Origin of the sequence: Anaeromassilibacillus senegalensis (assembly GCF_001261775.1) — a bacterium.
Classification (GTDB): Bacteria; Bacillota; Clostridia; order Oscillospirales; family Acutalibacteraceae; genus Anaeromassilibacillus; species Anaeromassilibacillus senegalensis.
The window spans coordinates 309854-322000 of sequence record NZ_LN868538.1; the positions used below are offsets into that span (position 1 = coordinate 309854).

Annotated in this window: 12 protein-coding genes and 1 tRNA gene; 5 read left to right on the top strand and 8 right to left on the bottom strand. The window is 48.2% G+C overall.

Annotation, left to right across the window (positions count from 1 at the left end; translation table 11 throughout):
• Window positions 1-136: 136 nt before the first annotated feature.
• Window positions 137-520: a helix-turn-helix domain-containing protein gene (locus BN2106_RS11720; RefSeq protein ID WP_050698774.1), complete on the bottom strand. Its 384-nt coding sequence runs from the start codon at window positions 518-520 to the stop codon at window positions 137-139.
• A gap of 427 nt (window positions 521-947) precedes the next feature.
• On the opposite strand from BN2106_RS11720, the gene BN2106_RS11725 reads away from it, so the two are divergent.
• Window positions 948-1023 (top strand) — tRNA-Thr (locus tag BN2106_RS11725).
• A gap of 487 nt (window positions 1024-1510) precedes the next feature.
• Here the strand turns inward: BN2106_RS11725 and BN2106_RS11730 are convergent.
• On the bottom strand, window positions 1511-2152 hold the full coding sequence (locus BN2106_RS11730; RefSeq protein ID WP_050698775.1) for a hypothetical protein: 642 nt from the start codon (window positions 2150-2152) through the stop codon (window positions 1511-1513).
• A gap of 533 nt (window positions 2153-2685) precedes the next feature.
• On the opposite strand from BN2106_RS11730, the gene BN2106_RS11735 reads away from it, so the two are divergent.
• Window positions 2686-3570, top strand: a complete 885-nt coding sequence (locus BN2106_RS11735; RefSeq protein ID WP_050698776.1) for a polysaccharide deacetylase family protein — start codon at window positions 2686-2688, stop codon at window positions 3568-3570.
• A gap of 51 nt (window positions 3571-3621) precedes the next feature.
• Window positions 3622-4365, top strand: a complete 744-nt coding sequence (locus BN2106_RS11740; RefSeq protein WP_050698777.1) for an N-acetylmuramoyl-L-alanine amidase — start codon at window positions 3622-3624, stop codon at window positions 4363-4365.
• Window positions 4366-4435: 70 nt separating this feature from the next.
• Here BN2106_RS11740 and BN2106_RS11745 read toward each other — a convergent pair whose 3' ends face one another.
• The gene (locus BN2106_RS11745) at window positions 4436-5809 is read right to left on the bottom strand and encodes an MATE family efflux transporter (protein WP_195891839.1); all 1374 of its coding nucleotides are present in this window, start codon (window positions 5807-5809) and stop codon (window positions 4436-4438) included.
• Between the two features lie 86 nt (window positions 5810-5895).
• Here BN2106_RS11745 and BN2106_RS11750 point away from each other — a divergent pair, with 86 nt between their 5' ends.
• Window positions 5896-6729, top strand: a complete 834-nt coding sequence (locus BN2106_RS11750) for a MerR family transcriptional regulator (protein WP_050698778.1) — start codon at window positions 5896-5898, stop codon at window positions 6727-6729.
• Window positions 6730-7142: 413 nt separating this feature from the next.
• On the opposite strand, the gene BN2106_RS11755 is transcribed toward BN2106_RS11750, so the two are convergent.
• Window positions 7143-7553 carry a cupin domain-containing protein gene (locus tag BN2106_RS11755; protein WP_050699453.1) on the bottom strand — a complete coding sequence of 137 codons (411 nt, stop codon included), beginning with the start codon at window positions 7551-7553 and terminating at the stop codon, window positions 7143-7145.
• A gap of 220 nt (window positions 7554-7773) precedes the next feature.
• Here BN2106_RS11755 and BN2106_RS11760 point away from each other — a divergent pair, with 220 nt between their 5' ends.
• Complete coding sequence (locus BN2106_RS11760; protein WP_050698779.1) at window positions 7774-8160, top strand: MerR family transcriptional regulator; 387 nt, start codon at window positions 7774-7776, stop codon at window positions 8158-8160.
• Window positions 8161-8274: 114 nt separating this feature from the next.
• Here BN2106_RS11760 and BN2106_RS11765 read toward each other — a convergent pair whose 3' ends face one another.
• The 4 genes from BN2106_RS11765 to BN2106_RS11780 all read right to left on the bottom strand — a co-directional run bounded on the left by BN2106_RS11765 (window position 8275) and on the right by BN2106_RS11780 (window position 12140).
• Window positions 8275-8751, bottom strand: a complete 477-nt coding sequence (locus BN2106_RS11765; RefSeq protein ID WP_050698780.1) for a GNAT family N-acetyltransferase — start codon at window positions 8749-8751, stop codon at window positions 8275-8277.
• Between the two features lie 44 nt (window positions 8752-8795).
• On the bottom strand, window positions 8796-10610 hold the full coding sequence (locus BN2106_RS11770) for a sensor domain-containing diguanylate cyclase (protein WP_050698781.1): 1815 nt from the start codon (window positions 10608-10610) through the stop codon (window positions 8796-8798).
• 355 nt (window positions 10611-10965) lie between these two features.
• Window positions 10966-11400 carry a Holliday junction resolvase RuvX gene (ruvX, locus tag BN2106_RS11775; protein ID WP_050698782.1) on the bottom strand — a complete coding sequence of 145 codons (435 nt, stop codon included), beginning with the start codon at window positions 11398-11400 and terminating at the stop codon, window positions 10966-10968.
• The gene (locus BN2106_RS11780; protein ID WP_242846321.1) at window positions 11397-12140 is read right to left on the bottom strand and encodes a histidine phosphatase family protein; all 744 of its coding nucleotides are present in this window, start codon (window positions 12138-12140) and stop codon (window positions 11397-11399) included. Before BN2106_RS11780 ends, ruvX begins: the two co-directional genes overlap by 4 nt.
• Window positions 12141-12147 lie beyond the last annotated feature (7 nt).

Here is a 12147-nt window from a genome sequence, read left to right on the forward strand (position 1 = left end):
GAATACCGGTAAAGGCCGGCTACTTATAAAAAAGCCAAAGCAAAGAAAACGCCAAACACGGCGATTTCGCTTTGACCAACTCTTCTATATTTAGTTTATCATAAGGCCAGCCGCTGCGCAAGGAGAGAAAAGGCGATTATTTTTTGATACCAACAACGCTTTTACTATGAGCCAAAATCTGTTCTCGCTCTTTGGGCGATGCAGCACGAAAAATCCCAACCAACATGCGTTCATTGGGAGAAAGGTCATAGATATATTTAATATGATCAAAACTGTCGGGACGGTTGGCATCACGCAACTCCCCGGATTCCTTTTCATCCGCTAACAGTTCCAACAAGGAAACATTATAAACTTTTGCCAGAGTTTTCAAAACAGCAATGGAAGGCGTCGTTTTGCCTGTTTCGTAATACGTGTAAGTAGAACGGGAGCAATTCAGAATTTTGGCGATTTCCAACTGTTTAAAACCGTTATTTTCTCGGAGCGCGCGCAGTTTTTCGCACAGCTTTTTATCTGTCAACATTGATTCCCATCTTTCATGTAATTTGGGTAGTATATGCTATATTATAATATAATAAAGATATTTTCGGATAAATATGTCAACATTCTTCACTACAATACTGTCAACTTTGTCAATAGTATTTACAGAAAGTCTGCGAATCTCTCAGGGAAACCAAATATTTTTAGAAAAGCCCTTGACGTTACCGGTAAAATTTTATATAATAATCTAGCTGTCAGAATTCATTTGTATGAAATACCCATAATCTGGGATTTTAGTATATATTGGGTTTGATCGTTTCTAAATCATTTGCTACTGTGGCTCAGTTGGTAGAGCAGCGCATTCGTAATGCGCAGGTCGCGGATTGTTTGGAAAGATACTGTTTTCAACTTGGCAAAAATGTGGTATACTAACAAACAGGGCTAGATAAAAGAACCCGGTTCCTATAAATGCTTGTGTGGCTCAGTTGGTAGAGCAGCGCATTCGTAATGCGCAGGTCATCGGTTCGAGTCCGATCACAAGCTCCAAAATCTCCGTCGTAAATTACGACGGAGATTTTTCTATTTCCAGAGGTAAATACACGGCGCAACGAGAGTATTAAAGTCGTTTATAAATGGTCACAACACAAAAAAGATTTTCGTGCCGACCATGCGGACAAAATCGCAAAGCAAGATACAGCAAAAGCGGCGTTTGACAAGCCGGCTGAAAAGCCAACTTTCAAAGTGGCGTAATTCACTAACGCTTCCAGCTGAAAAAGCGCGATATGAGGAATGCCATCGCTGCTAAAAAAGGATTGCTGGATCTGAAGCTGACGAAACAAAACGCTACAAACAAAAATCCCGTGTCAGGAATGGAACCCTGGCACGGGACTATTTTTGGGTGCAATGCGGGTCATACTGGATTACGATCGTTCCTGTACGGGTATCAATCTTTTCTTTTATCCCATCAACGACGGCACGTTGGAATAACCGGCGTACATTCGCTGAAAATCGTAAGAACCGGAGCATTATGTTTTTATCTTTTGATATCCCAGTTCATTTTCCGCAGGCCACTAAATGTCAACGTTACCTTCCCGGTTGTTTCTTCTACGGGAATGGTATAAGTAAACAGCGTGCCGATGTCGTTCGCTTCGCCCGGCTCGCCGACAAAAGCTTCGTCTTGGTAGCTTCCGTTCAATTCCGCTTTCAGCACCGCCAGATGAGCCGTTCCGTCCGGCACAATTTGGTATTCCTCCTGTGCTGCGGAAACCAAGACCGCGTAGTTCTGGAAGAAGTCATGCTTGGGGTTTGCCATAAAAGTAAGCAGATACCCGTCGTCCGCCTTTTCTACCGTAGAAATATTAATGGTACAGTCGCCATCACTGTAAATATTGTTTCCCTCGTTGCCTTTCAGATCATCCAAATCGATTGTGAACAGGACCGGCTGCTCCAGCGTTTGCACCTCATAATTGTAGGTATCCGTCGTTTGTACAATCATACCAAACCCATTCATGTGCGTGCGATAAATGGAAATTGCAAAAAACATCAGCAACAGGGCAATTCCAAAGGTATATGCCTTTTTATTAAACTTTCTGCGGGGTTTTCCCCCGTTATCCGCCTGCTCTTCATCCTGCTGTACTTCCTGCTCTGGAATCATCTCTTTGTTATCATCGTTCAAATTACTTCACCATCTCATTCTTAAATTTGTTCTATACATTTTCATGTTCTCTCAGGCGTCAAAATCTCCGATTTTGGTTACGCCGTGAGGTTACTCAATCATACCCGACTTACAGAAAGACTCTTTCATCTTTGAAATTGCCTTCATTTTCTCAGCCGGTATGATTCAATGTTCTCTCAGGCGTCAAAATCTCCGATTTTGGTCACGCCGTGAGGTTACTCAATCATACCCAACTTACAAGAAACCTCTTTCATCTTTGAAATTGCCTGCACTTTCTCAGCCGGTATGATTCAATGTTCTCTCAGGCGTCAAAATCTCCGATTTTGGTTACGCCGTGAGGTTACTCAATCATACCCGACTTACAGAAAGACTCTTTCATCTTTGAAATTGCCTTCATTTTCTCAGCCGGTATGATTCAATGTTCTCTCAGGCGTCAAAATCTCCGATTTTGGTCACGCCGTGAGGTTATTATATCATAAAGTTTCGCATTTCTCTATATATATTAGCAGTAACTGCATAAGGAGCATCCGTATATGTATGTAACGTTCCATATCAAGCGGGTTTTGGCTCTGCTGCTGGTTCTTGCAACCGTCGGCGCCTGCGCCTTAACCAGCAGCAAAATTGGGCAAGCGCAGCTTGCCAGCGCACAGGTGCAGCAGGAGGGCATTGAACTTCCCATCATCATGTATCACAGTATGTTGAAGGAGGGAAAGGGCAAATATATCATTTCGCCCGCGACATTTGAAGAGGATTTAAAATATCTGAAAGACAACGGCTATCATACCGTCAATATGCAGGACCTGTTGAACTATGTAAACGAGGGAACGGCCCTGCCGGATAACCCCATCATGCTCACCTTCGACGACGGCTACTACAATAATTATCTGTACGCATTTCCTCTGGCCAAGCAATATGAAAGCAAGATCGTCATTTCTCCCATCGGATATTTCACCGACCAGTTCAGCAAAGCAGACGCCAACCACGCCACCTATTCCCATGTGACCTGGGACCAGATCAAAGAAATGATGTCCTCCGGCTATGTGGAATTTCAGAATCACTCGTACAACCTTCATTCCAGCAACGGGAAACGCCTGGGCACCAAAAAGCTGAAAGGCGAAAGCCTTGCGGCATATACCGCCCTTCTGACCGACGACATCACACAGATGCAGCAGGAGATGCAGGAACACACCGGTTACACGCCAAACACTTTTGTCTTCCCCTTCGGCGCAATCAGCAACGACGCTGTCCCCATCGTGCGCAGCCTGGGATTCTCCGCCACGTTGACCTGTGAGAGCCGCATTAACACCATTACCAGGGACCCCGAATGCCTTTACGGCCTGGGGCGGTATCTGCGTCCACCGGGGCAGAGCAGCGTAGATTTCTTTAAAAAACTGGCGCCTCCCAAAGCCGCGGCATAAACTGAGGATACATGCTTATTTTTTAAACCATAATGACAGGGAGGAATTTGAATGCCCATTATTTATCTCAGCCCATCGCTGCAGCCGTTTAACGAATATGTCGGCGGCGGCAACGAACAGTATTACATGAACCTGATCGCAGACGCCATGGAACCCTATCTGCGTGCGAACGGCATCCGCTTCACCCGCAGCCGGAAGGATATGACCCTGGGCCAGGTCATTCGGGAATCCAACGAAGGTTATTACGACTTGCATCTGGCGCTGCATTCCAACGCTGCGCCGCCCAATTTAAGCGGACAAATCAGGGGAACCGACGTCTATTATTATCCTGCCAGTGAACGTGGAAAACGCGCCGCTACCATCATTGCCGATAACTTCAAAAACATTTATCCACAGCCAAGCCTGGTCAAGACGGTACCCACCACGACACTTGCAGAAGTAACCAAGACAAATGCCCCTTCCGTATTGATCGAGGTCGCTTATCACGACAACGTGCAGGACGCCGACTGGATCCGCAATAATATCAACGAGATCGCCGCCAATATCGTGGAGAGCCTCACCGAGTATTTCGGTCTGCCGTTTATCAGCAATCCACAGCCGGCCCGTCAAGGCGTTGTCACAACGCAGGGCGGCAATCTGAACATCCGCGCCCGCCCCAGCCTGGAGGCGCCGGTTATCGCGCAGGCGCCCAACGGCGCGCCGATCACCGTCAACGGGGAATGGCAGGGCTGGTACGTGGTCAATTACAACGGCAATGTCGGTTATTCCGACAGCCGGTTCATCCGCCTCACCTAAAAGAAAAAGCCTGCACAGGCCATGCACAGATTCGCCGCGGCGGACCTGTGCATTTTTCTATGCAGACGTTTTATTCCACTTTTTGTACCGCTGGAATCGATTTTACCGTATCCTCTCTCCGTCCATACCCGTAACGCTGCCGGTATTTCCAGGTCAGGCCAACAGAGAAAAACACTGCGGCGAACTCCGCGAAGGGAATCGTGAGCCATACGCCGTCGATATCCAGGAACATGGGCAAAACCAAAATTCCCAAAACCACAAAGACCAATGTACGCAAAAGAGACAGGAAACCGGAAACAATCCCATTGGAAAATGCGGTAAACATCCCCGATGCGAAGATATTGATTCCCACCGGGATAAAGCTGATGGAAAACAGATAAAATCCGTGCAGGGCAATGTCGTAAACTTCCGTCCCCTGCGGTGAGAAAATCCCCATCAGGAATGGCGCCAGGAGAATTGCCGCTACCAAAGTAATTGCGGACGAGCCCAGGATGAAAATGTACGAATACCGTATAATCCGCTGCTCCTGTTTCCAGTTCTTGCTGCCGTAGTGGAAACTGATGACAGGCGCAACGCCGGAGGTAAAGCCCAAAAAGGCGGAAACCAGAAAAAACTGCGCATATAGAACGATGGTGATCGCCGCCACGCCGTTTTCTCCCAGATAATGCAACATCACCATATTGAACAGGAACGTGGTAATCCCCATGGACAGGTTTGTAACCATCTCAGACGCACCGTTGACGCAGCATTTGCCCAGCGTTTTAAAATCAGACGATGGTTTTTGCAGATGCAACTCGTTGCCTTTCCTGCAAAAAAAGACAATGCCGATGATCGCCGGCAAAAGCTGCCCGATGCCGGTAGCAATTGCCGCACCGGCGATCCCCATCTGCATGGGAACAATAAAGACATAATCCAATACCATATTGATGACACCGCCCAAAATGCTGTTTAAAAGGCCAATCTGCGGCTTGCCGGCGGTAACCAGAAAATAGTCGAACAGGCATTTCACAATGCAGACAGGCGCAAACAACATTCCTATGATGGAATAGGTGTAACAATCATCGTACAGGACGGGCGTGGCGCCCAGCAAATGTGTAATAGGCCCGGTAAAAAACAGACCGATCCCCGCGATAATCAAACCGACAAGAATGGAAAAACATATGATCAGAGAAAAATGCCCGCGGGCCTTTTCCTCTTGCCCTTCTCCCATCTCCTTGGCCACAACGGCGCTTCCGCCTGTTGCAAACATGATGCCGACGCCGGTGATAATGTTGATCAGCGGCATGGCGATATTGACGGCAGACAGCGCATTTGACCCCACATATCGGGCGACGAAAATACCGTCGACAATCGTGTAAAAGGACAGGAAGATCATCATAATGATGGTTGGCAGGGTAAAACCGATCAGGGAGCCAAAGCGGAACTCCCTTGCTAACGAATTCATAAAGCACAACTCCATTGTATAAATTGGCAGCATAGCTTATAATAAAGTATATAGTAACCATATAGTCAAGGAGATTTTTTAAAATCATGGAAAAAAATACAAAATGGGTTTTTACCACCGGGGAATTTGCCAAAATGTGTGGGGTAAGCAAGCAAACCTTGTTCTACTATGACGAAGTCGGCATTTTTAAGCCGGAATCGGTCCGCGAGAACGGGTATCGTCTATACACCTATTTACAGCTCGAAGCCTTCAGTGTCATTCATACGCTCCGTGAAATGGGAACCCCCATCAAGGAAATTAAATCCTATCTTGACCAACGGAATCCTGACGCTTTTGTCGCGCTGTTTGAGCGCCAGAGAACCGCACTCGAAGAGACGCTGCAAAACCTTCACCGCATCCACCAAATGATGGACGCAAAAATCGAGCTGGTGCGCCGTGCCAGGGAAATTGACTGCGACACAGTCAAGCTGGAGACACAGCCCGCCGAATTTCTTGTTTTGAGCCAGTCCATCGAAGGTGTCAGCGACGACGAATCTTTGACAATCCTGACGGAGCACATCAATCTGTGCAGCAGGAACAAGCTTCCCTGTGCCGCCTTTCTGGGCACGATGGTTAAGCGGGAAGCCATTTTGAACGCCGGATGCGGCCAATACGCCTACTTTTATACAAAGGTATCGGCTCCTCCCGCGGATTTACCGGTGCATTACAAGCCCGCCGGAATCTTTGCCACCGCCTATCACCGCGGCAGTTACGAATCGACTGCGGGAACATATCAAAAGTTGCTGGCTTTTCTGAACAATAAACACCTGCAAATAGGGGCATATTCCTATGAAGATGGTCTGCTGGATGAAATCACCAACCAGTCCAGTGAAGATTACATCACCAAGATCTCCCTTGAAATTGCGTCTTCCGGCAATTGATATTTGCGTTCCCAGAAATTGCATTTGCAAAAAGGTTACAAATTTGTTATTATTTCAATGTCCTCGCGAGACAATTTTTTCGTTGCAAGGAGGAACAACCCATGAATTGTAAAGATCTTTGGGAACTGCTGCGCAAGTGCTTAGGCATGTGATAATAAGATGACTGACGGCCCTTGTTTGAAGCAGGGCCGTTTTCATTTCCCGTACTTTGAAGCTTGACCAAATCATCAGGGTCCCTTTTATAAAGGTTCAACCGGTCTTCAGGTATTTTTCACAAACGGCCGGTATACTATAACCAATCCAAAAGGAACCCAAAACCGATTACAAGAACTTCTCTTTTCATATTTCTCCTTTTCTAAACTCTTCTTGAATCAGCCGTCCGAAAGGGCGGCTTTTTCATTTGCAGCAGGTTCTTATTTCAACTTGTTGTACGTTTCCGCATCCACCGGCTCCAGCCATTCCGTCTTCGCCTCCTGACCCGGAACCTCTACTGCAATGTGAGAAAACCAACTGCCCGGCGCTGCGCCGTGCCAGTGTTTTTCGTCCCCGATCTGTACCACTTCTCCCGGATGCAATTCCCGCGCAGGTTTTCCCCATTCCTGATAATAGCCCCGGCCACCGGTACACAGCAGAATCTGCCCGCCGTTTATATGTCTGTGCCAATGGTTGCGGCATCCCGGTTCAAAAACAACATTGCCGATGCTGACTCCTGATGTCGTCAACATCTGTAAATAGCTGACCCCGTCAAAAAACGCTCCAAACGGATTTACCTCACCAATAGGAAACACCGAAGCCGGTCCCAATTCCTTTTTCATGTTTTCCATATTCATTTTTATCCCTCCATATGTCTTTTCTTTATCAAAGCATACACCTTGGAGTGCACACCATGTCAAGAAAAAATAAAAATTTATCTGTATCCCCTTGACTTGAAGCTCACTCCAAGTGGTATGATCTTTTTAACGGCTAATGCACTGTTAAACAAGCAGGCAAGACTTTCGTCCTGCCCCCTTACTCTTTAAAAAATTGGCAACAGGAGGTTTTCCCATGACGATTACCGAAGTGAGCAAACGATTTGACCTCTCCGCAGATACGCTGCGCTACTATGAACGCATCGGACTGATTCCCCCGGTACACCGCAACAAAAGCGGCGTCCGGACCTATGAGGAGGAAGACTGCCGTTGGGTTGAGTTTATCAAATGTATGCGGAACGCCGGCATGCCAATTGAAGCTCTGATCGAGTATGTCTCTTTGTTCCAGCAGGGCAGTGAAACCGTTCCCGCCCGGAAGGAACTTTTAATTGAACAGCGGCGGCTGTTGGCAGAACGCATTGCAGAAATGCAAACTGTACTGGCCCGGTTGGACAAGAAAATTGACGGTTACGAGGACCATATGCTCAAGGCTGAGGAACAGCTGAAAAAGGCCGATTCCTGAACGCTGTCTCTGTACGGAAACACAGGCATTAGATAAAACATAAGGCCGCGGCGCATTCTAAAAGTGCGCCGCGGCCTTATCATGTATTGTTCCTTTAAAACCTCTCCGGACCGGTCAAACCCGCAGAAACAGGTACAGCCTGTTTTCCTCATCATATTGAAAACCCGCGGAACGCAATGTGTTACAGGAAGCCCGGTTCTCTGCCTCAGGCTGCACAATTACACGCTGTGCGTCAGGCTCCTGAAAAATCGCTGTCAGCAAAGCTTTTACCAGGCTGGTCCCCAGGCTCTTTTTTAAGTACGCCCGTTCGCCAATGAGATAATCCATGCTATAGGTGCCGGCTGTTTCTATTGCTCCGTGCCAATCCTCGCCGCTCTTTTCATACGCATAGTACTGGCCGAATCCAATGTCCACGCCTTCGTATACGGCAATAAAGTGATGAATGAAACGGAACGCACCGTCACGCTGCCGCACCTCATCCATCCACGCCGAAGGCTGCTCATACCATTGCGCCACATAATCCTGATGCAGCCACTGTTCAAATGGAAGGATATCCGTATCTTTGAATACTCTCAACTGAATCTGCTCCATACACACCTCATACTTTTATATCAGTGAGTCCCGTTTTAATAACTCTAAAAAGAGAACGTATTTTTCCCTTTCTTTTTTGCAAGGTACATCGCATGGTCTGCCGCACGGAACAAGTCTTCATACTTGGCGGAGTCTCCCGGCCATGCGGCAACGCCGATACTACAGGAAACAGGGTCGCTGCCTGCCGACAAATCGCTGAGTGCACGAATCTTTTCCAGAATGCGCTGGGCCCGATCCGCTGCTACACTTTGATCATCGGAACCAGTCATAAAGGCTACAAATTCATCGCCGCCGGCACGCCCCAGAATATCGCTTTCCTCGCGGAATACCGAGCACAGCACCGTCCCAATCTGCGCAAGCAGCCGGTCGCCCTCCGCATGGCCGCGGCGGTCATTCACCTGTTTGAAATTGTCAATATCGATCATATAGAGAAAGCCCTTGGAGCACTCCTTTTGCAGATACAGGCGAATCTGATTTTCCACCGTTGCCTTATTATAAAGCCCGGTCAGCGAATCCCGTTCCGATTTTTCAAGCAAAATACGCTCCCGCTCTTTCTGACTGCTGATATCCACCAGCTTTCCCATCGCCAGATAGGGCTTTTTCTTTTTGTCATAGAAGGTCTGATATTGACAGAGGCACCAAAAATATGTCCCGTCCAATCCCATCATACGAAATTCCTGGCTGCAAATTTCGCCCTCAGGCAACGGGTTTTCCATCTGCCATGCTACGAGCTTTCGGTCGTCCGGATGCAACATCTGTCCAGAGGCCTCCTTCCAACCGCAAATTCGGGAACTGGACAGCGGCAGCAGCTTTTGTGCATTGGAGGTAAACTCCAAAATCTGATCCTTATAGAAATATTGAAACAGCACCGTATCGGAGAATTTTGCCAGAACCGCGTATCGCTCATGTTCCAACCGCAGTTTCTTCCTCTGCCGCTGAACTGTCCAGAAAAACGCCAACCCCGCAGCCGCAGTCAACAGGATTAAAAACACGCCCATTTCTACGGTATACCGCATAATGACTTCTGAATGATGCGAAACATTTTCAGCGCTTGTCAAGTTTACGATATGCCAATCATTGTATCCCAATGAAACAGTTGAAACATAAATATAATTTTTATCTGCCAATCTGAATTTACAGGTCGCATTCTGATTTTGCTTCAGCATCGCACGAATGGAGTCCAGATCCTTCTGCTCTGCCAAATAGGACTTCATTGCTGAGTACAGATTGCTTGGAAGCGGCTCCGATATCTCCACAAAATCGCCGTTCCCTTTTACCAGGTAGCTATGTACCGGTTCCCTGAAATAACTGGTTTGCAGCGTCTGAACCAGCTTCTCCGCCTGCACCAGGCTCCTTAAAACGCCTACTACTTCTCCATTTTCATACACCGGAACCGCGATGCTGAAATAGTACTTTTCCCCCATGCGCTCGGAAAACCGTACGTTTGAAACCACAGCCTTTCCATGGGACAGAAGATCATACGTCTGCCAGTCCTCCGGACGGACGCCCGAGTCGTTCAAACCACTGAACAACTCGCTCAAGGACGCATACGTTACCTGATAGCGTGCCTGTTTTTCCCCAATAGCATGTAGATAATTTGCCAGCCACGTGCCTTCCGGATCAATCTCCGCGGAATCCACCATGACGGCGATCGCTTCCAGCGTACCTTTGATATCCACTATCATTCCCTGAACTTCCGTTCTTTGCCCCTCTGCGTATGCTGTCAGATTTTCTCCAATCAACTGATCAAACTCCTCGTCCAGCTGTGTACGGTACTGGGCGAAAGAAATCAGAATCAACATGGAAATGAGTACAAAACACAAAAGAAGGAAGACAATGACCCGTTTACTCCACTTCATCTGTTCCTTCATCCTTACATTTATTAAATCTTTTTAAAATTATTATATAGGAGTAAACCTTGTAAGTGTGCGAAAAAAAGAATAAACCTTATATTTCTTGCCAGAACTCCCACTTTACAACAGGAATGTTTATATAATTAACAATTTTTTCTAAAACACACCCCAGTACATGCCGCCCCATTCTTTCCTGACCGCAACATCTGAAAAATCGATCCGTTTTTTTCAGGCTGGCAAAAAATCGGAAAGGGAACGCCGCCGAACTGTCGCTCAGCAGCGTTCCCTTTCCGTAAAAAGTCAATCTCTATATGATTTTCATTCAGCTCCGCCTGCAAACGATCGAACAGGCAACAGCTGTTTACACGTTTGCAGGATTTCCTCCGTTCCTGCGCCGCATGAGGTAATCCTCTAAAATGATGGTTGCCGCAACCGCGTCCACCACAGCCTTTCGTTTTTTGCCGCGCGTATCGGTCTCGTTCAGATACCCGTGCGCGGTAATCGTCGTACCGCGTTCATCCTGTAACGCAACCGGCAGTTCCGTCAATGCCCGCAGCTGTTCCGCAAAAAGGCGCGCGCCCTGGGCGCTCTCCCCTTCGCTGCCGTCCATATTGCGCGGCAAGCCGACGACAATCTCTCCAACGCCATATGCCTTTGCCTGTTCCGCGATAGTCACCGCCAGCTTTTCCCGGTTATACTCCTGAATCACACCGGCTGGAGATGCAAGGCGTTCTCCCTCGTCACAGACAGCAAGTCCGGTACGGGCTTTTCCCAAATCAACCGCTAAAATCCTCATCTTTTCCGCTCCAAATTCTCCCGCTTCCACCAGGTCTGCCTGGCAAAGACCGAGACATCCGGCGTCAGATGGGTTGCGTCGTTTTGCAGGACCAAATGCGGAATATCTTCCCGGTCAATGTCAATGACGCTGATCGCCGTATTATCACACCAATCCACGTCATTCAGCCGGTCCAAAGGCCACCCCTTTGCGTGACAAAGCATATTGCGAATTGCACACCCATGGGACGCGACACAGGCGGTTTTCCCACGATTCTTCTGTACAATCGAAAGAAGCGCTTCCCACACACGGTCGTATACCTGACGCATGGACTCTCCGTTTGGCGCGATAAAATCCTGTGGCGCAGTATACCAGTTGCTGTCCTGCTCCGGCGCGACGTTCGGCAGCTCCGCCCACGGGAGTCCCTCATAGTCGCCGCCATCCAGCTCCATCAGCCGCACATCCGTGTGGATCGGCAGGTTATGATACCGATTGACCGCCTCCGCTGTTTGATAGGCACGCTTGAGCGGACTGGTATACAGCGCATCGATCCGCATATTGCGGCACCGCAGGCCCAGCAATTCCAGCTGCTGTTCCCCATTGCCAGATATTCCGCAGTCCGAACTGCCCTGAAAGACGCCCATTGTATTGCCCTCTGCCTCACAGTGGCGCACCAGCAATACGCGCGTCGCTTCCTCCGGCTTTGGCGGAATGGGCGTATGCCGCGCTGGATCGGCCATCACGTTCCTATAATCTTTCATGCCAGGT